Raw genomic sequence first — 24,900 nt, forward strand, 5'->3', positions numbered from 1 at the left:
CGTTCAGAGCTCAGACGTGCACTGCCAAAAGATGAAGAAGGTGACGAGCCTGGTCTTCTGTTGTTCCCGACGGATTCCTGGAGAATGCACCGTTCCCGGGCAAGAGCATCAGCAGCCAGAAACTCGCCCACAGCACTCGATACTGGTTCACGCGCACCACATCTTCGTCCGATAGACCCACAGCCTTCCCGAGCGCGCCAGCACTAAGTCTGCCCTCTCGTCGGTTCGCAATGTGCTCAACATGATCAGCGATTTCAAAAGCGGGTTCCGTGAGTCCGCCATCTTCAAAATCCACGAGACGACATACATGTCCGTCCCAGAGCACGTTTGCCGGATTCAGATCAGCTATGCCAATCGACGTCAAGCGTGGCGTGAGGTGTGCATCTGGACGGGCAGTGTAATCGCGCGCCGCGTCGAGTGCCTCACTGACGAGACCAGAATCCGCGCACGCACTCACGTCCCTCAGCTGATTGAGCTCGTAGTGCAGCATCCTGACGATCTTTGTTGGACCGACGCGTCGCTCGGGAAGGCCAGCTTCATGGGCAGAAGCCAGAGGAACCTGGTAGAGACGATTGAGTGCCAGGCCCAGTTCGGCGACGATCGTCTCGTTAAAGTCGCGGGCGCTCAGCGGCGCCCCCGGCAGCCGCTCCATAACGATTACAGGAGCATCGCCATCCTGTGCTCGCTGAATTGGGCGAGGAGCAACCCCCGGAGAATGCTCAGCAAGGAGCGACAGCATCGCCCATTCGCGGGATGCTTCACCGTCACTCCAGGTGAGGAACCGCTTGTGCACGGTAAATTCGCCGATCGTGAGGTCGTGCGTTGCAGTCTTCACGAGCTCAACCTACCGAAAATCGGATTCGACAATGGGCACCCGCTCAGTGTTGTAAGGCCTTGTGCCGCACACGTGTCAGAAAATCATTGAGAGCAGCACCGGCTTCATCTGAGCTTTCCATATTCAGATTCAGCTCGTAGACAATGGGCTCATGGCACGACAATATGGAGCTCTGTGGAACCACAACATCCACTTTCACCGTGTCGTGCTCGAGGCGATACCGGATGCTGCGATCTCTGCATTGGACGTGGGCACCGGAAACGGATTGCTCGCTCGTGACTTGCGTGAACGGCTTCCTGATGTCACCGCCGTTGACGTGGACGCCACAACTCTTGCCGCGGCGCAGGAAGCTCATTCCGGCATCGACTGGGTGGTCGCCGACGCGATGACCTATGACTTCGGGCGCACATTCGATGTCGTCGCATCGGTGGCTACGATGCATCACTTCGACGATCTTGAGCGCGCGCTTGGCAGGCTCAAAGAGCTCACCGCTCCCGGCGGCATCCTCGTCGTCGTGGGATTGGCACGGGCGACGACGCCTGCCGACTATGCGTGGGGCTTGCTGGGCGCCGTTCAGCACCAGCGGTACTCACGAACGCGAAACTTCTGGCAGCACACCGCACCGACAAAGTGGCCGCCACCGCACTCGTACACGGAGGTGCGCGAATGCGCGGCTCGCGTGCTCCCCGGAGCGCGCTGGCAGCGATTCGCACTATGGCGTTACTGCCTTACATGGCGTCAACCGCCGCTTACGCTGGGAGAATGAGTCAGCCGCCGTTCCGTTGAGCGGCGACGACTGGTGAGTGGGAATGACAGACAGAACCGAGAACGAGACCAAGGTCACGAGCGCCGATGGCCGAGATGTTGACCGCGCATGGGAGCAGCTCGCACCGGATTACGAACGGGCCCGGACAAGGGAAGACTCACTCGATCGCCTGGTGGAGTGGCCAGCGCAGCGGGAAATTCTCGGCGACGTCACCGGTCGCTCGATCCTCGATGTCGGCTGTGGCAACGGCGGCAAGCTCGCTGAGCTGGTCGGTGACGGAGCGGTCTCGTCGGCCGGAATCGACAACAGCGGCAACTTCATCGATCCTGAATCGCACGATCTCCAGCTCATCAACGCCGATCTGAACGAGCTCGCGTCCATGCGCGAGCTCACCGGGCGAACGTTCGACCGGATTATGTTTCTGCAGTCGTTCGGCTACGCGACTGACCCGGTCCGCACATTGACGACGGCGCGGTCGATGCTGACCGACGACGGTTTCATCCTGCTGACCAGGACTCAGCCGATTCGCTACGCCCTCGAACGGGCTGAGAAAAATGACACGTCACTGGGCGAGGAGTATTTCTCTGACTCGTCGTACACCTATCGCAGCGGGTGGAACGACCAGATCGCACTGACCAAACGCACCTACACGATCTCTAACCTGCTCAATACATTCAGTGCGGCAGGTCTGTGGATCGAGGCGACGGTCGAGCCTCAGCTCTCCGAAGACACGGCACGTCGCTACCCTCACAAGCAGGCGTGGATGAACAGGTATCTTGGCATTCTGATCTTCAAGCTCCGCCCCCTGCCTGAACGTCAAACAGCCGGAGCGCAGTAGCGTGGCCGTGTGAGCCTCTTTGCCTCGACCGCCGAGTATTATCGCCACTTTCGTGCGGGAGTACCGGAAGAGGTTGCCCACCTCTTGAGCGAGAACGGCAGAAGGCGTCACTCGGGCTGGACAGGCAGCACGAAGTCAAGGGCGTTCCACTGGCCCGGTGTCTGCAGCGGAGCAAAGCGCACGTCGGCGGCCTCCTGCGAGATGCTCGCGACACAGGCCAGCAGCGACAGCGTCGGATACCCGTGGGCACGGTTGTCACGAATGATCGCTGCGTCGTCGTCGGGTGACAGCTCTCCACTGCGCTTCAGCACACCAGCCCAGTCACCCCACCACTCGTCGTGCAAGCCGCCACCCTGCGGCGCAGCATCCTGAAACTCGGGCCGCCACCGCGTGATCCGCGCCGAACCCGGGTCATCAACCTCGTGATGCTCAAGCATATGTGTGCCTGGCACGAGCTCTTCAATGCCGAGACTGATGCCATCCCACGTCGTCACCGTGACGGCCGCCCCGGCCACCTCGACGAGGTTGAAGCCCGCCGTGCGCGGCTCGCGCGGCGGTCGCCCCTCGACAGATTCGAGAACCAAGCCTCCACGCGATTCCAGTTCGCCGGGCGCGGCATCCAGGTTGTCGGGACGGTTCAGCATCACGGCGACGCGGCCACACACCGGGTAAGCTGCCATCCACGCCCCGCCGGCGCGCACGTCGCGCACGCCCACAACTCCCGGATACATCTCGGGCCACCACGCCCCGAGTGGCTGCCAGGGCCGGCCCGGGTCTTCGTCGCGCACCGCAAGCATGCGCACAATGCCGTCGGGCGATTCGGGGACCTGAACGATGACCGTGCACATGGCGCTACTCGTCTCCGCCGCGGTGCTCGTCGAGCCATGCGATCAGTCGTGCGATGACCTCGTCGCGATTCGTCTCGTTGTACACCTCGTGACGCGCGCCGGCAAAGATCTCCAGGTTCACGTCGCTCACCCCGGCACGGCCGCTGTAGGCCTCCGCGAGCATGGTCGCCCCGCGCTCTCCACCGATCGTGTCGTCAGACCCCACCATGATCAGCACGGGGATGTCTCGCGGCATCCGCGGAGACGGGCGCCCCAGAAAGCTCAGTGCCTGTGCGAGGTTCCACACGGGCTTCTCGGCAATGTCGAAGCACAGCGGATCATCGGTGAACGCAGCCCCGACGGACGGGTCTCGGCTCAGCCACTCGAGCCCGGTTGACCGCTGACCGCGCCACGGCTTGTTGAGATCACCGCCATTGAGCACACCAGGAACCGCAAGCGAGGTGCCCGTGAGAATCACCCCGTCGTACACGCCGGAGCGGGCGATGATCTTCTGCACCATGAGCGAGCCCCAGCTGTGCCCGAGTCCGAACAGGGGCAGGCCCGGATGCTGCTCGCGCACCGTCTCGGCGACTCGCTGCAGCGCCGTGATGGCACCGCGCACGCCCCGCGGCCCGAGGTGCGACAGCCCCAGATAGTCCAGCCCGGTCTGCCCGTGCCCTCGGTGGTCGTCGGCGATGACCGTGTATCCGGCGTCGACCAGCTCGACGGCCAGCGGAGCGTAGCGACGCGCGTGCTCGCCCGCCCCGTGTGCGATGTGCACGATGCCGCGAGGCCGCGCAGCAGTCCACTCGTAGTACGTGATGCGCACGTTGTCGTCATCGACGAGCGTGCGTGTTGCGTCTGGTTCCCCCGTGCGTTCAGGCTCCATGCGCCCAGCGTAGCGCGACGGCATCCGTTATTTGTTTAGCGTCGCTAAGAACTCATGGAGCTCCGGCACGGACGAAACCACAAAAGGAGGCGCTTTTTGCTTGTCGCCCAGCTCTCAGGGCCACGAGGGGTTCCGGCCGGCAAGCCCAAGCAGTTTCGCGAACGCCGACGAGTCGGGGGTCATCTCAATCACGGGGCCATAGAGGCCGTCGCGGCTTTCCACAGTCTCTGGCGTCGACATCGCGGAGGCGAACTCCATGCACACAGCGATATCGGCATCGCTGGCAACGAAGTCCTGCCCCGTCGAGCGAGCCAGGTCCCATCCATGGAGCACGAGCTCGTCGAGGACGACGACGGCCATCTCATCGGACCGCATCCGAACACCACCGGCGTCCGCTTCGCCAGTCCACGCCTCCGGCTCGCGCCAGGCAGCAACGAGACTATCCAGACCCGCCGCCAGCTCCTCTTGCCAGCTTTCGGGCAATCCCGTATTCGCCGGTTCGTCGCGCGGGGTCTCGTGGCGTGCGGCCTCGGCGAACACCCGCGTGAGTCCGCAGATGTGCTCAGCGAGATCGCGCACCGTCCAGTCTGAGCATGGTGTCGGAGACTCCAATTGATCGTCGCGAACATTCTCGGCGACACGGCGCATCTCCGCAGCGGCATCGGCGAGGTCGAACGCGACAGCATCTCCCGCTGCCGTGTCCTCACCAGGGGAATTCGTGCTTGGCGTCGTCATGATCGCTCCTTGCCATCGCTATCCGTATCGTCCTTATGTTCACACCGTACACATGCGCAATCACCCCTACAAGCCCCATCGTGGGCGAACACACATTTCGAGAAGCCGCCCGCTGAATCATTTACTTAGCGAGGCTAATGAGCTAAGCTAATTAGCCGTGGCAAGGACTATCGGAGAGCAGAGCACAGAACTGCGCATCGCGACGTTTCGGCTGGCGAGGCGCCTGCGCGCCGAGAAGGCCGACGGCGAGTTGAGCGACGCCCACTTCTCGGTGCTGGCCGGGCTGCACAAACATGGGCGCGAGACCCTCACCGCACTCGCTGACCGCGAAGGGGTCACTGCCCCGTCGATGAACCGCACGGTGAACTCGCTGCAAGAGCTCGGCTACATCGAGCGCCTCGCCGACGAGAGCGATCGGCGGAAGGTGATCGTCACGCTGACAGCATCCGGTCATGAAACCGTCATCAACACGGTGAAGAAGCGGGATCGCTGGCTGCATCAGCAGCTGCGAACGCTCAGCCCCGACGACCGCGCCACGCTTGCGGCCGCCAGCGAACTGATGAGGAGTCTCGCCACCCAGTGAAGAATATGTTCCGCTCGCTGTCGAGCTTCAACTACCGCATCTGGTTCATCGGTGCACTCGTGTCGAACATCGGCGCGTGGATGCAGGCGACGACGCAGGACTGGGTCGTCCTCGTCGACCTGACCGACAACAATGCCCTGGCGGTGGGGACAACGATGGCGCTGCAGTTCGGGCCACAGCTGCTGCTCGTGCCGATCTCCGGCTATATCGCGGATCACTTCGACAGGCGCAAGATCCTGATGTGCACGCAGTCTGCCCTCATGCTGCTCGCGGCCGGCCTCGGAATCCTACTGCTCACCGACGTCGCGCAGCTCTGGCACGTGTTCGTCTTCGCCTTCACCCTCGGTGTCGTGAACGCCATCGACACCCCGGCCAGGCAGGTATTCGTCTCCGATCTCGTCGGGCAGGACAACATGGCAAATGCGGTGTCTCTGAACTCGGCGTCGTTCAACACGGCGCGTCTGATCGGGCCCGCGGTCGCCGGCATCCTGATCGCGCTCGTCGGCTCCGGCTGGGTGTTCATGATCAACGCCGTGTCGTTCCTCGCGGTGCTCACGGTGCTGATCAGCCTGCGCGTGAAAGAGCTGTTCCCGAGCCCACGTGCGACAGGCAGCCCCATCAAGAACATCGTCGAGGGCTTCCTCTACGTCAAGGCGCGACCCGATCTCACGGTGATCTTCGTCATCGTGTTCATCATGGGCGCCTTCGGCATGAACTTCCCCATCGTCGCGTCGACCATGGCCGTCGAGTTTGGTCGCGGCGCGAGTGAGTACGGGGCGCTGTCATCGGTTCTGGCGATCGGCTCACTCACGGGAGCGCTGCTTGCCGCCCGTCGAGCACGACCCCAGATGCGCATCGTCATCACGGCAGCGGGGCTCTTCGGCGCAGCATCCAGTGTGTCGGGAATCATGCCCACCTACATCTCGTTCGCGATCTCGCTAATTCTTGTGGGCTTCTCGACCGTGACGCTGCTCACCACCGCGAACAGTTACGTGCAGACGACGACGGCACCGATCATCCGCGGTCGCGTGATGGCTCTGTACGGCGCGATTCTCATGGGGTCGACGCCGGTGGGTGCCCCCATCGTGGGCTGGGTGGCGAACGTCTTTGGTGCGCGGTGGACGCTCGGAGTCGGGGCGATGGCCGGTTTCGCGGCGTGCGCCGTGGGGCTCGGGTGGCTGATCGTGTCGCGCGAGCTGCGGCTGCATCGGGATCCGAGCTCGCGGTGGCGGCTCGTCGTCACGCATTTCGGCAAACCGCTCCCGGGCGTTGCGACGTCAAACCTGGGCCGTATGGGACTCACCATGCCGATTCAGGTCGTCCACGGGGCCGACGGCGAGAAGGAGTACCTCGACGTTCACGGCAAAGCGCTGGCTTCCGCCGAGACGACAGACCAGGATGCCGGGGCGCGACGCCCCGACACGAAGCCGCTGCCTGTGGGCGGCGATGACGAGCCCTGCCCCGATACGGCCGCGGTGAGCCTGCCACAATCGGCGCCGCAGGCCGTGCCCTTCATCGAGCCGGAACCGCTGACGGGGCAGATCCGCGTGCAGTATCTCGACGATGATGACGACGAGGTTTCGCAGCCACGCCCCTGACGAGCATCTCGTCTCGGCGAGCGCCCCTAGCCAGGGGAGGACACCCCTGCATACCATCGACTATGTCCACCTCTCTCGCCGCACTGGCCGCCGTCACCCCCGAGACCGTGCTGCACCAGAACGAGGTGCGTGATGTCTTCGCCTCGCAGCCCGGCCTCAGTCGACTCGCTCAGCGCCTCATCTCGACGAGCTTCGACGGGTCCGGCATCGACACGCGTCGCTCGGCGATCGTCGAGTTCGACAAGGACGTGGCCGTCGAGCATCCAGAATTCTACGATCGCGAGGCGGGACTTCTGCTCTCGCCCGGAACCGAGGCACGCAACGACCTCTACACCGAGGCAGCCGGGGCGCTCTTCGTCGATGCCGCCCGAAAGGCGACAGCCGACATCGACACCAACACAGTCACGCACGTGATCACCGTGTCGTGCACGGGATTCTTCGCCCCGGGACCCGACTTTCTGATCGCACGCGAGCTCGGCCTGCGCCCGAACGTGCAGCGGTACAACCTCGGGTTCATGGGATGCTACGCATCAATGCCGGCGTTGCGCCTCGCCCAGCAGCTCTGCGCGGCAGACCCGGACGCCGTCGTTCTCGTCGTCAGCGTCGAACTGTGCACCCTGCATGTGCGCAGCTCAAGTGACCCCGACCAGATCATCGCGTCATCACTCTTCGCCGACGGCGCCGCGGCCGCGGTCGTGCATACGGGACCCGGCCTTGTGACCCTCGATGCTTTCGACACGCGCGTCACCCCGACCGGTGAAGAGGCGATGGCCTGGACCATCGGCGACAACGGCTTTCTCATGGTGCTGTCGAGCTACGTGCCGCACATCATCGGCGAGCACATCACCGGAGCCCTCGACGGGCTCATCGGCGACACTCCCCCACGCGACATCACGCACTGGGCGCTGCATCCGGGCGGCCGCAGCATCGTCGATCGCGTCGAATCCGCGCTCGAGCTCGACCCGGCCCAGCTCGGCGCGTCACGCGAGGTGCTGCGCGAGTTCGGCAACATGAGCAGCGCGACCGTGCTGTTCGTCCTCGAGCGCATTCTGGCGCGCGCGTCCCCCGGAGACAGCGTGTGCGCCATTGCTTTCGGGCCGGGGCTCACTGTGGAATCCGCATTGCTGACGGTGGAATGATGGTCAACCTCCGGCACCGAAACGCGTCGCTCCACGAGCGCATGGACGACCCGAACGCCGACCCCGAGCGTCTGCGCCGAACATACGCGCGATTTGTTCTCATCAACCGACTCTTTGCGGGATGGCGCCGCACGTATGCCACCCGGATCCACCCCTTTGCCGCGGCACGTGGCGGGCGCAGCATCCGGATTCTTGACGTCGGCTGCGGGGGCGGTGACATCACTCGTGCGCTGGAGCGCTGGGCAAGAAGAGACGGTCTCGCTGTTGAAGTCACGGGCGTCGACCCGGACCCCGTGGCGATTGCCGAAGCACGCACCAGCGCCCGACGCGAAGGTTCGACTGTGCGATTCGTGCAGGGCCTGGCGGGGGTTCTCGGCACGACTTACGACATCGTTGTGTCGAACCACGTGATGCACCACATCGATGACCTGCCCGGCTTTCTCGACGAGACGACAGGATGCTGCGCGCCGGGCGGTCTTGTGTTGCACAGCGACATCGAGCGGTCTCACTTCGCGTATGCATCGTTCTCGGTTCTCTCGCTTCCGCTGACCCCGGGGACCTTCATTCGTGAGGACGGGCTGCTGTCGATCCGCCGCAGCTACAACGCACCGGAACTTCAGATCACCCTGCCGGAGCCCTGGCACGTCACGCGTCAGGCACCCTGCCGGCTGCTCGTGCACAGCGTGATGCCGGATGCCTGACGTCGTGATCGCCGGGGCAGGGCCGGTCGGGGCCGTTGTGGCCGCACTGCTGCAGCGATCCGGGGTTGACGTTGCCGTGTACGAACGACGAGATGCGATCTCGTCGCGACCGCGCGCTGTTGGCACTCACCCGCCCGCCGTCGCCGTACTGCGCGACCTCGGCCTCGAGCTGCCCGGAGCGCGAGTGATCAGCCGGGGCGAAGCACGCGATGGCGACAGCATCCTCGGGTCGCTCGAGTTCGATCCGCCGGTGCTCACGCAGCCGCAGCACCTGCTGCAGGCCGAACTCGACGCACACCTGCGGCATGTTCGCCGCGGCACACCGGTGCTCAGCGTCGACGACGGTGCTCGTTCTGCCCGCGTGCACCTCCCGGGCGGCTCGGTCGGGGCGCAGCTGGTCATCGCGGCGGATGGCGTCGACAGCAGCATCCGGGCCGCTCTGGGCATCCGGCGACAGCGCTGGCCCGGGCATGCCCGCTACCTCATGGCCGATATCGATGACGGACATGTCGATACCGCAGCTGCTCTCGGCGACGCAGCCCTCCTCTGGTTTGCACGCGGTGGCGTCGTCGAGTCGTTCCCGCTCCCGGGATCGCGGCGGCGCTGGGTCGCGCGCACAGCGAAAGGCACCAGTCTTTCGCGGATCGTCGCCGAGCGCACGGGAGTACGGCTGGGCTCCGATGCCGACCAGGTGACGACAACGTTCACAGCGCAGCAGCATCTCGCTCGGCGCTGGGTTTCTGGGCGCGTCATCCTGCTCGGCGATGCGGCACACGAGGTCAGCCCGATCGGCGGGCAGGGCATGAATCTGGGGATCCTGGATGCTGCGGCCCTCGCGCCGCGCATCGTCGACGCCCTGAACGGCGACGCCGACGCGCTTCCGGGCTGGGAGCGCGCGAGGCGACGTTCGGCGCAGCGGGCAATGGCGCAGGCAGCGTTCAACATGGCGGTCGGCACCTCGGCACCACGGCCGCTGCATCCGATCAAACGCGGCGGCATCCGCGCCCTCGCGCACAGGCCGATCGCGCCGCATCTCAGCCGCGCCTTCACGATGACCACGCTCTGACAGCATCCGGTCACTCTGGCCTCGCGTGTCCACACCTCCATTTCGCTGTCGCGATTCACACACTCGAGTGCCCCGCGGTCATCGGCGGATGCTGTCAGCCGCGCGCCCGTATGATGGACAGCGACAAGTCGGACACCCCAGGCCGCTCACGGTGCGGCTCAGCAAGCGAGACGAGAGAACGTGCACTTCATCTCCACCCGTGGAGGATCACTCGGACAGTTCTGCGACGCCCTGCTTGAGGGTCTTGCGCCGAACGGCGGCCTTGCCGTCCCCGAGCAGATGCCGCACCTTGACGCAGCGGACCTCGAACGCTGGCGTTCACTCGGCTACGCCGACCTCGCGACCGAGGTCATCGGGCTCTTCGCGACAGACATCGCGCGCGACGATCTTTCCCGACTCTGCCACGCTGCGTATGGCGCCCCCACCTTCGGGTCAGACGAGGTCGTTCCTCTGACGGACATCGGCGACGGCATGACGCTCGTCGGGCTCTCTGAGGGCCCCACCCTGGCGTTCAAAGACATCGCCATGCAGTTTCTCGGCGAAGTGATCGAGCACGTGCTGAGCAGGACGGGCGACGTCCTCAACGTACTCGGCGCCACCTCGGGCGATACGGGATCCGCGGCAGAGCACGCCCTGCACGGCCGCGACCGTGTCGCAATCTTCATGCTCTCGCCGCAGGACCGCATGAGCGCGTTCCAGCGTGCACAGATGTACTCGCTGCACGACGACAACGTGCACAACATCGCCATCGAGGGCGTCTTCGACGACTGCCAGAACCTCGTCAAACGGCTCACCAGCGACATCGACTTCAAGCGCGCCCACAACATCGGCGCCGTCAACTCGATCAACTTCGGGCGCATCTCAGCGCAGATCGTGTACTACATCTGGGCATGGCTGCGCGTCACGGATGCTCTTCCAGCGGCCGAGCGGACCGGCTTCGAAGTGTCGTTCGCCGTGCCGTCCGGCAACTTCGGCAACATCCTCTCCGGGCACTACGCACGGCTCATGGGGCTCCCGATCCGCAAGCTGGTGCTTGCCTCGAACGAGAACAACGTTCTCGACGACTTCTTCCGCACGGGTCACTATCGGCCGCGCGATGCCGCCGGAACCCTGGCGACGTCGAGCCCGTCGATGGACGTCTCACGCGCGTCGAATCTCGAGCGCTTCGTCTTCGACCTGCTCGGCCGCGACCCCGAGCGCACGGCGGCGGAGTGGCACCAGCTCGACGAGAGCAACGAGATCGACCTCGCCGACCAGCAGCAGCGATTCCGCACGGAGTTCGGCCTCGTCAGCGGCACGAGCACGCATGCCGACCGTCTCGCGACGATCCGAGAGACGTTCGAGCGCAGCGGTGTGACGATTGACCCGCACACGGCAGACGGTGTGACCATCGCGCGTGACCACGTCGAGAATGACGTTCCGATGCTGGTACTCGAGACGGCGAAGCCCGAAAAGTTCGCCGACACCATCACCGAGGCTCTCGGCACAGCTGTCGAACCGGATGCTGAGACTCGCGCACTCCTCGATGCGCCTCAGCGCGTCACAGCGATGCCCGACGACGAGCAGCAGCTGCGGGCGTTTATCAGCGCCCATGCCCTGCACTGATGTCCGGAGCTACCTGCCGCCGAACTTCTGTGCCAGCGCGTTGATCGCCATGAACGACTCGTAGATCTCGCGGAGGTTCTCGCTCTCCACGCGAACGCTGCGGTCGCCCGTACGAGTCGTGTGCTTCGCCCAGACGGCAACGCTGGCCAGATCCGCCGTTCGGAACTCCAGGTCAAGCACAGCGGGCAGCTCAATGTGAGGCGATGCCATGCGCCCCGCCGAGACCAGACGGACGGCCTCGCTTGCCCCCTCTCGGATCTGCCGGCACGACTCGTCTGGATGCAGATTGCGCGCGCTGAAGCGCGTTATCGACTCTTTCGTGACGACTTCAACAGCATCCGGAGCGAATGGGCGTGTGTCATCCTGCGTGACACTGTCGCCCGTGACCAACGCGATCGGAACCCCGTAATGCTGAGCGACGAGCGCATTGATGCCGCTTTCGCCGACGGGTGTGCCATTGACACGCGCCGCAGAGAAGACGTCGGGGTTATACGAGTGGCTCAGTACAGATGAGCGCCCAGAGATCGCGCCGTGATATGCCAGGAAGAAGATTGCGTCGGCGCTTCCGTCGAGGCCCTGCATCATGTGCATCGGTTTATTTCGCCCAGATATGTAAGCAGCGGTGCCCGCGATCAGGTTCGGGTCGAGGTTCGACATATGCCCATGCGAATCGTTGAGAACCACTTCGGTCGCACCGGCATCGAGCGCACCCTCAATTGCGGCGTTGACCTCGTTCTGCAACAGTCTCTGCCCAAGAGCATAGGGTTCTCCGCTGCCCACCCGGCACTGCTCCCAATCGACGATGCCTGCAACGCCTTCCATGTCGAACGATATCCAGATCTTCATCGATTCTCCTTCTCGTGTGGTGCCGTGTCTGCGCCGACAAATGGCGGCGGGTCGTCAAGGATGCACGCGATTTCGTGTGCGCCGCTGAGAGCACCAGCAGGCACGGTGCGCAACGCGGGGTCTGTACTTCGGCACGCATCGACGGCAACGGGACAACGCGGGTGGAACCGGCATCCTGCGGGCACATCGATCGGGCTCGGCGGCTCGCCCTCCAGCAGTTCCGCAGCGTTGACGCTGTCGCCTGACATGCGCGGAATCGAAGCGATCAGACTGCGGGTATACGGATGCTGCGGGCGCGCAAAGAGCTCGTCGGTGTCCGCCACCTCGACGATGCGCCCCAGGTACATGACGGCCACGCGCTGGCTGAGGTGTTGAACGACGGCGAGGTTGTGCGCGATGAACAAGATCGTGAGGCCGAGCTCCTCGCGAAGCGAATCGAACAAATCGAGAATCGTCGCTTGCACGGAGACATCGAGTGCGGACACCGGTTCGTCGGCAATGAGGATGTCCGGGCGCACTGCAAGGGCGCGGGCGATGGCGATGCGTTGCCGCTGACCCCCTGAGAACTGGCTGGGATACGCGTCAAGAGCGTCCTCGTCAAGGCCGACGAGGTTCAGCAGGCGCACACACTCCGCCCGCACCTGCTGGCGGGGCACAATACGGTGCAACAGAAGCAGCTCTGACAGCAGCGATCGCACGCTGATTCGCGGGTTGAGCGACGAGTACGGGTCTTGGAAGACCATCTGAATGCGCCGCGTCAGGTCTTTGCCACGCGGCACGGGCATCGGCTCCCCGTTATACGTCAGTTCGCCCGTCGTGGGGGTGACGCTGCCGACGAGAACCTTCGCGAGCGTTGACTTCCCCGACCCCGATTCTCCGACAAGCGCGAGAATCTCTCCGCGGCGCAGATCGATATCGATTCCGTCGAGCGCGATAAGCGACGGCACGCTCACCCTCTGTTTCGTCACCTTCTCCCACACGGGTGCCGGCATCTCGTACCGCTTCGTGATGCCGCTGAGCTGCAGTACGCTCACGTGCGTCATTCCGATCCCTCCTGAAAGAGCTCCTCCGTGCGAAAGCACGCGGCCGTGCGTCCTGGAGCCACGACCTCGAGGCTCGGCGAACGCGTGAGGCACGATTTCTGAGCGAACGAGCAGCGCGGAGCGAACGAGCATCCGACAGGCCTATCGGCCAGGTTCACGGGGAAGCCCGGAATCGCGAGGAGCTCCCGATTCGGTCTGTCGAAGTCGGGAGCCGAATCAAGAAGGCCGCGAGTATACGGATGCCGCGGGTCGCGGAAGATATCCTTGACTGGCCCCGACTCCACGAGCCGCCCTGCGTACATGACAGCGAGGTCGCTGCAGGTCTGGTTGACGACGGCGAGGTCGTGGGTGACGAAGACGAGTGCCGCGCCGAAGTCGTCACACAGGTCTTCCAGCTGCCTTAGAACCTGATGTTGCACTGTGACGTCGAGTGCTGTTGTTGGCTCGTCACACAGGAGAAGCTTCGGTCGGCATGAGAGCGCCATTGCGATCATCACGCGCTGACGCAGCCCGCCGGAGAGCTCGTGCGGGTACGCACGCACGCGCCTCGCCGGATCAGGAATCCCTGTCTTCGCCATCATGTCGACGGCGAGTTCGCGCGCCTCTTTCCTGCTCATTTCCAGGTGCCGCCGTGGCCCCTCCGCGATCTGGTCCCCCACGCGCTTCACCGGGTTCAGCGCCGTCATCGGCTCTTGAAAGATCATTGCGATCTCCGGCCCCATGAGCGCGCGTCGCTCCGATGCACTGAAAGCTGCAAGGTCCCTGCCACGATACGCGATCTGTCCAGAGAGGATCTCGACCCCGCGAGGCAGAAGCCCCGCGATCGCGCGAAGCGTCATCGATTTTCCCGAGCCGGACTCCCCGACGATGCCGAAGCGATTTTTAGCATTGACGTCGAAAGAGACATCGTCCACGATCTTCGTCTCGTTGGAGCCGCGGCGCACTCCCAGCGAGAGGTTCGATACGGTGAGCAGCGGTTCGGCGTTCCCGAAGGTGCCGGATTCGGCGTGCGGCCGCAGTGCTGTCGCGTTCGACATCGTCACTTTCTCCGATCGGGGTTGAGCAGGTCTGATAGGCCATCGCCGAGCCACGAGACCCCGAGGCTTGTCACCACGACGATGAGACCCGGCACCGTCGCCTGCATCCAGTGCGTCGTGATGAACTCCTGACCCTCGAGAATCATGCTTCCCCACTCGGCGACCGGTGGCGCAATTCCGAGGCCGAGGTAACCGAGCGCAACGATCGCCATGATGTCCATGACGATGTCGCTCATGGCGTAGATGATCGCCTGCGACAGCACGTTGGGTCCGATGTGACGGAACAGAATGCGCATATGAGACATCCCACCGAGTTGTGCACCGACAACGTAATCCTGCTCTTTGGCGACGATTACCTCGCCGCGCACGATCTTCGCGTACGCAACCCACGAGACGATTGCGATTGCGAGGTAGATACTTGACTCCCCTGCGCCGAAGATGAAGACGAGGGCGATGATCATCACGAAGAAGGGGAAGGCGAAGAACACGTCAACGATGCGCATGACAATGATGTCGAACCAGCCGCCAAAGTAACCGGCGAGGCCACCGATGATCGTGCCGAATGTGAAGGGAATGATGACGGCGATGAAGCCGACACGAAGATCGACTCGCGCACCCCAGATCAGACGCGAGAAGACGTCGCGCCCGAATTTGTCTGTCCCGAGCCAGTGCTCGGAGCTCGGGCTTTGCAAGGTCTCCTGCAGATTCTGGGCGATCGGGTCATATGGGGCGATGACCGGAGCCAGAACAGCGATGAGCACGAGCACGCCAACGACAATGGCACCCGCGACAAGTGGCATGTTCTGGTACCAGGGCTTGATGGTTCTGGATGCTGGTTTCGAAACCGCGCGCTGCGCACGATACTCCGCGAGAATCCCGGTCGGCGTGCTCATGCTCGTCCCTTCGCAGCGAGGTTAACCCTCGGATCCATGAGTGTGTAGATAACGTCGGTGAGGATGCCGACAAATGTCACGAAGATGCCGACGAACAACGTGACAGCCTGGATCGTCGGGAAGTCTCGGGCATAGATGGCGTCGAGCATCAGCGAGCCCAGGCCCGGAATCGCGAATACCTTCTCGATCACGATCGATCCTCCGACGAGGTACCCCAAGTGCACACCGATGACTGAGACGGTTGGAATCGCGGCGTTGCGCAGAACGTGCTGACGAAAGAGAGGCACACCAGAGGCTCCCTTGGAGCGGGCTGTCGAGACGTAGTCCGAGCCGAGCACCGAGATCGTCGAGGTTCGCAAACTTCTGATCGCTGTCGGCGAGAGCGATATCGCGAGAGTGAGGGCGGGGAGGAACAAATAGTAGACGTGGTCGAGGATGGTCTCACCGAACCCTCCGACGGGGAAGATCCTTGCTCGAACGGCCAAGAGCAGGATCAGCATGATCCCGACCCAAAACTGCGGCATACCCTGACCGATGAGCGTGAATGTGCGGACGGCAAAGTCACGGGGCTTGTCCGGTGCCGTCGCGGCAATCGCGGCGAGCGGGATGCTGATCACCAGCGTCAGGGTGAGGGCGAAGACAACGAGCGACATCGTGACGGGAATCGCCTGCAGCACGATCTCGGTGACCGGGCGCTGGTAGGTGAAGCTCATCCCGAGGTCACCCTGCGCGAGATGCGCGAGAAACAAGAAATACTGTGCCCAAATCGGCTTGTCGAGGCCCATTTGAGTGCGCAGCGCAGAAACCGCATCCGGTGTCGCTTTGTCCCCAAGAATCGCCTGCGCCGGGTCCCCGGGCAGCAGGTGAGCCATGAAGAACACGATGAGCGTCACGCCGAATACGACGGGAACGGCCTGAAGCAGCCGCGACGGAATGAACGTCAGTCGGTGAAGCATCGTTGCCTCCTGTGTGGCTGGAGCAAGGCGACTGCCTCGCTCCAGCCACTGTGGTTGTCAGCTGATCCGGTTACTCAGAGATGTAGACATCCTCGAGGTGGTAGTTGCCCAGAGGAGTGACGTGGAATCCCTTCACCGATTCAGAGAACGCGAACCCATACGGCGAGTAGTACAGGTAGGCCAGGAATGCGTCTTTGCCGGTGATTCGTTGAAGCTCTGAATAGAGCTCCGCCCGCTTCTCGGGATCGCTTTCCTCTTTTGCCTTGGTGTTGATGGCGATCGCCTCGGGGTTGTTATAGCCAGTGTTGTCTGAGTTGGAGCCGCCCGCCGGGTCGACGGCAAACGTCGTCCATTGGTCGGGGTCGGGGATGTCCATCGTCCAGCCGCTCAGCGTCATATCGTAATCCATCGCGAGCACGGCATCATGAGCCGTTGTCGGGCCGAGAGGCGTGATCTCCACGGTGATTCCGATCTTCTTCAACGCAGCTTGGATGATCTGCGCCGTAGACGATTTCTCGGTGTTTCCCGACGAGATCAGAAGCGTCGTGGAAAAGCCATCCGGGTACTCTGACTTCGCCAGCTCGGCCTTCGCCTTCTCGAGATCGAACGACGGGCCGTCAGCGTTCTCGTCGTAGTACGGGGTGCCTGGCGCGATGAGAGAGTTGGCTGGTGTTCCGTTTCCGAAGAGCACGGCGTCAACGATGGCCTGTCTGTCCACAGCGTACGCGATTGCTCGACGCACGTGCACGTCGTCGAAGGGCTCACGCTCTTGGTTGAACGCGATATTCCAACTGAGCGTAGAGTCGAAGGCCTTTGCCACGATGCCCGGAGTCTCGTTCAACGAGTCGAAGCTCGACCAATCGGGCTGCACGTCGACGTCGATCTGCCCGCCCTGCAGCTGCAGCTTGCGAGTGTTGACGTCGGCGACGACATTCCACTGCACGCTGTCGAGGTAAGGTTTGTCCTTCTGCCAGTAGTTCTCGTTCCTGACGACCTTGAAATATTGGCCCTTCTTCCACTCGTCAAGCACGAAGGGACCCGTGCCGATGGGGTTCTCGTAGAACTCGTCTACGCTCATGCCGGCGTAGCCCTTCGGCACGATCTGATTGCTGAACATCGTGAGCACGGCGAGGAAAGGTGACGATACGTACTTGAGCTCGAACTCAACGGTGAGGTCATCCACCACACGCACTTCCTTGATCGCCTCGTTGATGTAGCCCCAACCGGTGTCGGCTGTCTTGGTATCCTGATCGATCGAAAACTTTACGTCCTCTGCCGTCAGCTTCTGGCCGTTCGAAAACTCCACGTCGTCGCGCAGAGTGACAGTGTAAGTAAGCTCGTCGTCTGAGATTTCGTATCCCGTGGCCAGCCACGGTTCGATGTCCTTACCGTCATCGCTGACGGTGAACAGAGTCTCCATGAGCTGTTCGGCTGTGAAGATCGAAACGTTGTTGTGCACAGTCGTGGTGTTGAGCGACGTGACTCCTGTCGCGCGAGCGAAGACGAGATCGCCTCCGCTCACGGGTCCGTCGTCCGTTGGTCCGGATGCTGTTGCGGAACAACCGCTTAAGAGAAGGGCGGCTGCAGCACCGAGTGCCGCAATTACGGTGCCGGGTCTTCTGATCATGATCGCCTCAAAAGTGTTGTGTGCACGTCTCTGTGCACGAATGACAAGAATCAGTTGAAGGGTTCAACTGTGTTGATACAATCTACCGATACGTCAGATACTATGTCAATGAAAAGTTGTGATAGATGATGATCTGTTGACATTTGTAGGAGGTCGCACCACAGTGACAGAGCGTCCGCGTGTGCTCGAAGCGAGGTCGTTTTACCACGCGATTGCACGGATCACACGACGAGCGAGAGCAGGATCGATGCCCGCAGGAGACACCAACGACGATCAAGGTCAACAGGATGTTGAGGGGTTGAACAACCGTCGAAGCATTGACGGAGAACACTTTCTCGCTCTTCTTGCCGCACCCGTCGGACCAGTCGAGCGGTCACTTCTGTCGGCGAGTGATGCAGTTCTTCACGGCCTGAGTCTGCCGCCGCACTCCGGAGTTGCCGTCTCTGGCGACGTCACGGACACACGTGTCGGCGTTCCCGCAGCCGATCGCTCGCTGGAGAACGCGTCACACACCTCAGAAAACAACAGGATCGGATACCAGACAGCCCTCACAGACCGCCGTAGCATCCGCTCAGCAGGTAATCAATGGCGTGCACAGGAACGCCGACGAGCTCGCCGTCACCCATTTCCCGATCTGCAACTAGCTCAACGAAATCGCCGATGAGGGGATCAATCATCTGGCGACACCGCAACTCGAAAGAAGAAGAACGAAACATGACGAGCAGAACACACGAGTTCGACGCCATCAGCATTGACCGTCTCCGCGAGACCGGCGGCACCAAATGGACGGCCTTCCCGGAGGCCATTGGCGCATTCGTCGCCGAAATGGATTTCGGAACAGCTTCGGAAGTGAAGCAGGCAATTCATGAGGCAACGGATCGTGGGATGCTCGGCTACCTCCCCAGGCCCGTTGCGGATCACATGGCACAGGCAACGGCAACGTGGTACGGCACCACGTACGGTTGGGAGATCGGCGCCGACCAGGTACATCCCGTTGCGGATGTGCTGAAGACAGTCGACATCGCGATTGAGCACTACTCCAGGCCGGATTCACCAGTCATCATCCCGACACCGACGTATATGAACTTCATTGCAGTATCGCAGGCTCACGGACGGGAGATCATCGAGGTGCCGCTTGCTGAGAACGAGGGCCGGCTTGAAATGGATCTCGAGGCCCTTGAACGTGCTTTCCACGCCGGCGGACATTTACTGCTGCTCTGCAACCCCTACAACCCGGTCGGTCGTGTGTTCAGCCGCGAAGAACTCGTCGCCATTAGCGAGGTCGTCGCCCGCAATGGTGGGCGCGTGTTCGCCGACGAGGTGCATGCCCCCTTGGTGTATGACGGGTTCCAACATGTTCCCTACGCATCGGTGTCGAGCGATGCGGCGTCGCACACTGTCACGGGCACGTCGGCAGCGAAAGCCTGGAACCTCGCCGGACTGAAGTGTGCACAGTTCATCACAAGCAACGATGCCGACGCGGCAGTTTGGGAGCGCATTGCGAATCAGGCAAGCCACGGCGCGAGCACCCTCGGCGTCATCGCGAACACTGCGGCCTATGAAGCAGGGCGCTCTTGGCTCGATTCGGTTATCGCCTACAACGCTCGCAATCGCTTCGTCCTAGCCGAACTCCTCGAAGAAAAGATCCCCGAGGTTTCGTACACACCGCCTGAAGGAACATTCGTCGCCTGGCTCGACTGCCGTGCGCTCGGAATCGATGGCAGCCCTGCTGAGTTCTTTCGGGACAACGCTGGAGTCGTGCTGACAGACGGCGCAGCCTGTGGGTCCAACGGTGTCGGGTTCGTCCGTCTTATCTTCGCGACGCCGCGGCCGATTCTCGAGGAGACAGTGGATCGCATGGCCTGTGCCGTGCGCAAGAACGTGCGAGTCTGACTGCCACAGATTGGAGCTTCTGACGCTGTTAGGCGGGTTAGAGTTCGCGCGGGAGGGCCGCTGTACGGGTCGGCTACGTATTCGTCGAGCCCGGTGATTCTGAAGCTATTCTTCGTCGCTGAGCTGATTGAGGTAGTTGTAGATAGTGAATCGCGTCACGTTCAGGCCTGATGCGGTCATGTCGACACCATCACGGAGCAGAAAAATCCCACGCACTTTCAACTTGCGAACTACGGCAACCTTGTGCCGTTTATGCATGATTTCGACTGGCACGCCGACTTCTTCGATAGTTTCTTTGATCAGACGAATCGCAACGCTCTTTATATCCTTATCAAAGTAGACGGTCTCTCCAGTCGGGCGATCTCGCTCGGCCGGCTCTGCCAGCGACAGAGGCGGAAGCTCTTCCACCTTTGCGCGGGTAGAGCGTCCGTACATTGTGTCGAGCACCTTCTGAATGTTCGCCCAGACCGAGAGATCAGAGTTGATGACCAGCGTGGCGACTGCATTGCCCGTGACATCACGGATAAGCATCGTTGAGGAACAGATCTCCCTGCCGTCATTGAGAGTTGTGTAATAGCCAACGACTGTATCGCCGGAGAGACCGAGAATGTTGTCACGTAGGCCCTTGATCGGTTCGTCGCCGACACGACGGCCCGAGACATCTCCGTGGATAGCCACAATCGAGTTCGGCATTCTGGAAAGGTCGTGCAATACAACCTCGCACGATGACGGCAGAGTCTCACCAAGGGGCTGAACGAGACTGGAGAAGAGCGCGATCAGTCGCTCACCGTCCACGCTCTGTCGGCGCATCGGTGGTTCAGCTAGTTCGTCAGCGTCCGAGCCGTCGCTAAGCGGCATACTCATGTTTCGTGCACCCTCCGTAGTCAAGCATAAACACTGCTCGTGACCGGCCTGACTGCCACGATGGCCGATAATGCAACTCATTCTATACTATTTGCTATTAGCAATTGACTACTTCCACCGTCTGTTGCAGGCGAGAGAAGGCTTACATCGTTTGCCGGCCCGTTAGCCCGTGAGCGCCGCCTCCCCGTACGAGAACAGCGCGGGCGTACCCCCTGTGTGCACGAAGACCACAGACTTCGCACTTCTGAGTGTCCCATCACGGATCATCCCAACAAGGCCAGCCGCCGCCTTGCCCGTGTACACGGGGTCTAACAGCACTCCCTCAAGTTGCGCGAAGAGCGTCAAGGCTTCAGACATCGATGACGTCGGTAGCGAATATCCGGCGCCGACAAAATCGTCTCGGACAGTGATCATGTCCTCAGTGACGGGATAGCTTCCTCCTGCCAAAGAGGATGCGTCCCGCGCGAGAGCAAGCACTCTGGCCCGTTGCGTGTCGTGCGCATCGCTCACGTTGATCCCTGTAACGGCTGTTCGCGAGCCCTGCTCGGCAAACCCAACCACAAGACCAGCTTGGGTCCCGCCGGAGCCACTCGCACAGATGACATGATCGACGGAAACTCCCAGCGCCCTCGACTGCTCCGAGATTTCATCGGCGCACCGCGCATAGCCGAGAGTCCCGAGAGCATTGGACCCGCCCGAGGGCACTATGTATGGGTTGCCACCAGCAGCGGTGACTTCTTCAGCGATACCGATCATGACGTCGTCGGTATTCGCGTTTCCGTCAACTACGGTGATCTGCTCTGGTTCGAGAAGTCGATAAAGAAGATTATTGCCACCGCCCGTGGACGAATAAGAACCGGGGATGTGTTCCTTGAGCACTATGCGTTTATGCAGACCCTCGATGGTTGCAGCAGACAACGTTAGCCGGCAGTGATTGGACTGAACCCCGCCTGCCGTGATGATCGTGTCCGCACGGAGACTAAGCGCTTCAGCCATAAGGAACTCCAACTTACGCGTCTTGCTGCCACCCGCGACGAGGCCGAGCAGATCGTCTCGCTTCACGTAAATAGTGGGGCCGCCAAGCGCGGCCGACAGGCGAGGAAGCATCTGGAGAGGAGTGACGCCGCTCGTGTAGTAGCGACGAGGGAAGCGGGAAAGTTGCATGAGGCCCCTTTCACTTGGGGACGATTTGACAGTCACTTTTCAACACACACTTGACGATTCTCATTCTAGGTTGCATGATGTGTAAATATTGTTCAAATCCGAGTAGCAATCTTCAGAAAATTCTTGAGAATCGGCTGCCTTGGACACTGAAAGGTAATAGTGATTGCATCAACGAAGATCAGCCACAGATCGTTTGCTCGACGGCTCGGTGCCAGCCTTATCGGCGTGATCACCGTCGTTTCGATGGCCACTGCCTGCAGCGGTAGCTCACATGGTGCGCAGGACGAATCGACAGTCGTCGTTGGCACGTGGGGCGGGGATTACCAGAAATACCTCGAACAGTTCGTCGACCCGGCTTTGGCAGAGCAAGGAGGTTCTCCCGACGCTGTCTATGCAACAGGCAACGACACAGCTCGGCTGGCCAAGCTGCGCGCCGAAAAGAACAGCGCTGACGGCTCGATGGATGTTGTCGCGCTCAGCATCATAGAAATGCAACAGGCAGCCGATGCTGGCCTACTCGAAAAACTCGACACGAGTAAGGTCCCGAACCTCGCAAATGTCGATGAAAAGCTGAAGAATCCGTATTGGGTTCCGCATATCTATTCGCCGAACGTCATCATCTACAACACCGATGAGGTCGCAACTGCGCCGACATCGTATGAAGATCTCTGGGATGAGAAGTACGCCGGTAAGATCGGGATCCAAGCACCCCAGTCGCAGGACTTCTTCCATGCCGCTGCCACGCTTGCGCAGGGTAAGAATGCCACTTCGGACTTCATGTCGGGTCTGCCATTGCTCAAAGAACTCGCACCGAACACGCAGGTCTTCGCGTCGCAGGAGCAACTCGGCGCGGCGTTGATGTCTGGTCAAGTGTGGATGACTTTGAATTGGAAGGCTCGCGCTTACCAATGGATCGAGGCAAGCGATGCCCCGCTGGCCGTTTCGGTTCCGAAAGAGGGAACGTATGCGACCCAGTTCGAGATGGCAATTCCCAAGAACGCTCCCAACAAAGAAGCCGCCTACGCGTACCTCAATGCGCTCCTCGACCCCGATGCGCAGCTGGGTTTCGCGACCAGCATGGGATACCTGCCTTCTGTCCTGAATTCTGGAATGTCCGACAAGCTTCGCGAACAGCTCGGCGTGCCCCGAGAAGATGAAGTCCTTGTGGAAGCTCTCGATATCGCCGACATCGCCGATAACTACGGCGACGTCGTGTCGGCGTGGAATCAAGAGATCATCAATCGGTAGCCAAGCACATCGATGGAAACGGATTCAACTTGGTAGCCAAAGAAATGAATAAGCAGGACGTCGGCGCAACCGTAGAACGAAAGGTCGGCTGGGCGGTCATTACACCGGCAGCAATTATTGTTCTGGTCTTCTTCATCACGCCGGTTCTGTACTTTCTCCGAATCGGTTTCGAAACACCATCGCAGTCTCAAATTTCGGTGCCCGGGTTCACACTCAATAACTTCGGAGAGTTCTTCCAAAGTGCGTTTTACGTGCATACCCTCATCCGTACGGTGCTCATTGCCCTGTGCTCAACGGCATTGTGCCTCGTACTTGCTCTGCCCGTCGCAAACCTCATCACACGCAGTTCCCGCAAGGTGAAGTCATTGCTGATCATCGCCACGGTGTTTCCGTTGCTCGTGGGAAACGTCGTACGGTCGATCGGCTGGGTGGCTTTGTTGGGGTACGACGGTGCTGTGAACAGCATTCTCATTGCGCTGGGCGTTGTCGAAGAGCCCCTGGAGCTTCTGCACTCGCCCGTAACGGTCGGGATCGCCATCACCTCAGTGGTCCTACCAATAATGGTGCTGACCCTTCAAGCATCAATGGAAGCTGTTTCTCCAGCGACAGAGCAAGCCGCCCTATCGCTCGGGGCGCCACCTATGCGCGTGTTCAGACAGATTACGTTCCCGCAGATGATGCCCGGGGTGGTTGCCGGTACGTCGTTGGTTTTTGTGTTGTGCATGAACTCGTACGCGACACCTTTGCTCATCGGGGGTTCGCAAGTACCGATGCTCGCGCCAGCGATTTATAGCGCGATAACGACGACAAACAACTGGCCGTTCGGAGCTGCCATGGCGACGACGTTGCTCGTCGTCTGCCTGACAGTCATCGTGCTCTATGGGCGCTTGCTTTCACGGATCTTCGAAACTTGGCGAAAGGAACCACGATGAAGCTCTCAGGTTGGATGAAAGCACTCGGCCTTCTCGTCTTCGTCTTCATGCTCGGCCCCGTCGCGATCATCGTGTGGATATCGTTCTTCGATCAGGCCTATCTGAGCTTTCCAGCGGAAGGCTACTCGCTGAGATGGTACGCAGGTCTCGTCGATCAGACCGAGCTATTCCGGGGACTGTTGTACAGTGCCGAGATCGCAGTCATCACCACCATCATCTCTCTATTCCTCGGAGTGTCTGCTGCAATCGCGTTGAGTAGGTCGCGCTTACGCGGTCGAACTCTGTTTGAGAATGTATTTCTCCTCCCGCTGGTGATCCCCGCCATCATCACCGGAATGGCGCTCTACATCTACCTTTACCAATTGTCAGGGATCGTTCAAGGCGGGCTCGTCCCGAGCACATGGTCGCTCATAGCAGCACACGTGATCATCACACTGCCTTGGACGTTCCGGCTTACGTACGCGGGTGCAGTCAGCATTGGCACGGATGTTGAGCGTGCATCCCTTGACCTGGGCCGGGGGTCGCTAGCCACGCTCATGCGGGTAACGCTTCCGCTACTGCGTCCGTCGCTTATCGGCTCCGGAATCTTTGCATTCATCTTCTCATTCGGTGATCTCGAGATTAGTTTGTTCCTGGTGTCGCCGGGACAGACCACGCTCCCTGTCGCGATGGTGCAGTATGCCGAGTTCAACGTGGATCCGACTCTTGCCGCAGTAGCGACTGTTCAAATCGTGCTCATCGGATTGCTCCTGTTGATCGCCAACAAATTTATTCGTTTCGGAGAGGCATTCTCCGGTGGGCTCAAGCAATGAATC

General features: G+C 61.5%; 25 protein-coding genes. 12 read left to right on the top strand and 13 right to left on the bottom strand.

The genetic code is table 11. The features are described from left to right. Positions 1-10: 10 nt before the first annotated feature. Entirely contained in the window at positions 11-793 is a 783-nt protein-coding gene (locus OK352_RS01030) for an aminoglycoside phosphotransferase family protein (RefSeq protein WP_265139529.1), read from the bottom strand. A 193-nt stretch (positions 794-986) separates the two neighbouring features. Here OK352_RS01030 and OK352_RS01035 point away from each other — a divergent pair, with 193 nt between their 5' ends. Beyond that, positions 987-1,601: a class I SAM-dependent methyltransferase gene (locus tag OK352_RS01035; protein ID WP_265139530.1), complete on the top strand. Its 615-nt coding sequence runs from the start codon at positions 987-989 to the stop codon at positions 1,599-1,601. Between the two features lie 43 nt (positions 1,602-1,644). Next, positions 1,645-2,439: a class I SAM-dependent methyltransferase gene (locus tag OK352_RS01040; RefSeq protein WP_265139531.1), complete on the top strand. Its 795-nt coding sequence runs from the start codon at positions 1,645-1,647 to the stop codon at positions 2,437-2,439. Positions 2,440-2,546: 107 nt separating this feature from the next. On the opposite strand, the gene OK352_RS01045 is transcribed toward OK352_RS01040, so the two are convergent. The 3 genes from OK352_RS01045 to OK352_RS01055 form a co-directional block, all read right to left on the bottom strand. Next, complete coding sequence (locus OK352_RS01045) at positions 2,547-3,287, bottom strand: NRDE family protein (protein ID WP_265139532.1); 741 nt, start codon at positions 3,285-3,287, stop codon at positions 2,547-2,549. A gap of 4 nt (positions 3,288-3,291) precedes the next feature. Continuing rightward, the gene (locus OK352_RS01050) at positions 3,292-4,155 is read right to left on the bottom strand and encodes an alpha/beta fold hydrolase (protein ID WP_265139533.1); all 864 of its coding nucleotides are present in this window, start codon (positions 4,153-4,155) and stop codon (positions 3,292-3,294) included. A 114-nt stretch (positions 4,156-4,269) separates the two neighbouring features. Beyond that, a complete protein-coding gene (locus OK352_RS01055; protein WP_265139534.1) occupies positions 4,270-4,890 on the bottom strand; it encodes a TIGR03086 family metal-binding protein in 621 nt (206 codons plus the stop codon). A 157-nt stretch (positions 4,891-5,047) separates the two neighbouring features. Here OK352_RS01055 and OK352_RS01060 point away from each other — a divergent pair, with 157 nt between their 5' ends. The 6 genes from OK352_RS01060 to thrC all read left to right on the top strand — a co-directional run bounded on the left by OK352_RS01060 (position 5,048) and on the right by thrC (position 11,582). Beyond that, on the top strand, positions 5,048-5,473 hold the full coding sequence (locus OK352_RS01060) for a MarR family winged helix-turn-helix transcriptional regulator (protein ID WP_265139535.1): 426 nt from the start codon (positions 5,048-5,050) through the stop codon (positions 5,471-5,473). Positions 5,474-5,478: 5 nt separating this feature from the next. Continuing rightward, the gene (locus OK352_RS01065; RefSeq protein WP_265140243.1) at positions 5,479-7,071 is read left to right on the top strand and encodes an MFS transporter; all 1,593 of its coding nucleotides are present in this window, start codon (positions 5,479-5,481) and stop codon (positions 7,069-7,071) included. A 62-nt stretch (positions 7,072-7,133) separates the two neighbouring features. Beyond that, positions 7,134-8,210 (top strand): type III polyketide synthase, encoded by a 1,077-nt coding sequence (locus OK352_RS01070; protein ID WP_265139536.1) that lies wholly within the window; start codon positions 7,134-7,136, stop codon positions 8,208-8,210. Then, positions 8,207-8,911 (top strand): methyltransferase domain-containing protein, encoded by a 705-nt coding sequence (locus OK352_RS01075; RefSeq protein WP_265139537.1) that lies wholly within the window; start codon positions 8,207-8,209, stop codon positions 8,909-8,911. Before OK352_RS01070 ends, OK352_RS01075 begins: the two co-directional genes overlap by 4 nt. After that, on the top strand, positions 8,904-9,977 hold the full coding sequence (locus OK352_RS01080) for an FAD-dependent oxidoreductase (RefSeq protein WP_265139538.1): 1,074 nt from the start codon (positions 8,904-8,906) through the stop codon (positions 9,975-9,977). The genes OK352_RS01075 and OK352_RS01080 overlap by 8 nt, the downstream gene beginning before the upstream one ends. A 180-nt stretch (positions 9,978-10,157) precedes the next feature. Next, the gene (gene thrC / locus OK352_RS01085) at positions 10,158-11,582 is read left to right on the top strand and encodes a threonine synthase (RefSeq protein WP_265139539.1); all 1,425 of its coding nucleotides are present in this window, start codon (positions 10,158-10,160) and stop codon (positions 11,580-11,582) included. 9 nt (positions 11,583-11,591) lie between these two features. Here the strand turns inward: thrC and OK352_RS01090 are convergent, their stop codons facing one another. The 7 genes from OK352_RS01090 to OK352_RS01120 form a co-directional block, all read right to left on the bottom strand. After that, positions 11,592-12,428: a M55 family metallopeptidase gene (locus tag OK352_RS01090; protein ID WP_265139540.1), complete on the bottom strand. Its 837-nt coding sequence runs from the start codon at positions 12,426-12,428 to the stop codon at positions 11,592-11,594. After that, positions 12,425-13,471 (bottom strand): ABC transporter ATP-binding protein, encoded by a 1,047-nt coding sequence (locus OK352_RS01095; RefSeq protein ID WP_265139541.1) that lies wholly within the window; start codon positions 13,469-13,471, stop codon positions 12,425-12,427. Before OK352_RS01095 ends, OK352_RS01090 begins: the two co-directional genes overlap by 4 nt. Beyond that, positions 13,468-14,508 carry an ABC transporter ATP-binding protein gene (locus OK352_RS01100; RefSeq protein WP_265139542.1) on the bottom strand — a complete coding sequence of 347 codons (1,041 nt, stop codon included), beginning with the start codon at positions 14,506-14,508 and terminating at the stop codon, positions 13,468-13,470. The genes OK352_RS01095 and OK352_RS01100 overlap by 4 nt, the downstream gene beginning before the upstream one ends. A 2-nt stretch (positions 14,509-14,510) precedes the next feature. Continuing rightward, positions 14,511-15,401: an ABC transporter permease gene (locus OK352_RS01105; RefSeq protein ID WP_265139543.1), complete on the bottom strand. Its 891-nt coding sequence runs from the start codon at positions 15,399-15,401 to the stop codon at positions 14,511-14,513. Next, complete coding sequence (locus tag OK352_RS01110) at positions 15,398-16,357, bottom strand: ABC transporter permease (RefSeq protein ID WP_265139544.1); 960 nt, start codon at positions 16,355-16,357, stop codon at positions 15,398-15,400. The genes OK352_RS01105 and OK352_RS01110 overlap by 4 nt, the downstream gene beginning before the upstream one ends. Positions 16,358-16,427: 70 nt before the next feature. Beyond that, positions 16,428-17,984 (bottom strand): ABC transporter substrate-binding protein, encoded by a 1,557-nt coding sequence (locus OK352_RS01115; protein WP_265139545.1) that lies wholly within the window; start codon positions 17,982-17,984, stop codon positions 16,428-16,430. A 548-nt stretch (positions 17,985-18,532) separates the two neighbouring features. Next, a complete protein-coding gene (locus tag OK352_RS01120; protein ID WP_265139546.1) occupies positions 18,533-18,661 on the bottom strand; it encodes a hypothetical protein in 129 nt (42 codons plus the stop codon). Between the two features lie 37 nt (positions 18,662-18,698). Between OK352_RS01120 and OK352_RS01125 the strand changes: the two genes are divergently transcribed. Beyond that, positions 18,699-19,877 carry a MalY/PatB family protein gene (locus OK352_RS01125; RefSeq protein ID WP_265139547.1) on the top strand — a complete coding sequence of 393 codons (1,179 nt, stop codon included), beginning with the start codon at positions 18,699-18,701 and terminating at the stop codon, positions 19,875-19,877. 105 nt (positions 19,878-19,982) lie between these two features. Here OK352_RS01125 and OK352_RS01130 read toward each other — a convergent pair whose 3' ends face one another. Further along, positions 19,983-20,741 carry a helix-turn-helix transcriptional regulator gene (locus OK352_RS01130; protein ID WP_265139548.1) on the bottom strand — a complete coding sequence of 253 codons (759 nt, stop codon included), beginning with the start codon at positions 20,739-20,741 and terminating at the stop codon, positions 19,983-19,985. Between the two features lie 162 nt (positions 20,742-20,903). After that, positions 20,904-21,905, bottom strand: a complete 1,002-nt coding sequence (locus tag OK352_RS01135; protein WP_265139549.1) for a D-cysteine desulfhydrase family protein — start codon at positions 21,903-21,905, stop codon at positions 20,904-20,906. Positions 21,906-22,130: 225 nt separating this feature from the next. On the opposite strand from OK352_RS01135, the gene OK352_RS01140 reads away from it, so the two are divergent. Genes OK352_RS01140 through OK352_RS01150 form a run of 3 tightly spaced genes read left to right on the top strand, consistent with a single transcriptional unit; the run spans position 22,131 to position 24,897 of the window. Continuing rightward, a complete protein-coding gene (locus OK352_RS01140) occupies positions 22,131-23,153 on the top strand; it encodes an ABC transporter substrate-binding protein (protein WP_265139550.1) in 1,023 nt (340 codons plus the stop codon). 29 nt (positions 23,154-23,182) lie between these two features. Further along, positions 23,183-24,085, top strand: coding sequence for an ABC transporter permease (locus OK352_RS01145; RefSeq protein WP_265139551.1), 903 nt, complete (start codon positions 23,183-23,185; stop codon positions 24,083-24,085). Further along, a complete protein-coding gene (locus OK352_RS01150; RefSeq protein WP_265139552.1) occupies positions 24,082-24,897 on the top strand; it encodes an ABC transporter permease in 816 nt (271 codons plus the stop codon). Before OK352_RS01145 ends, OK352_RS01150 begins: the two co-directional genes overlap by 4 nt. Positions 24,898-24,900 lie beyond the last annotated feature (3 nt).

It is taken from the genome of Microbacterium sp. MPKO10 (assembly GCF_026107415.2).
GTDB lineage: Bacteria > Actinomycetota > Actinomycetes > Actinomycetales > Microbacteriaceae > Paramicrobacterium.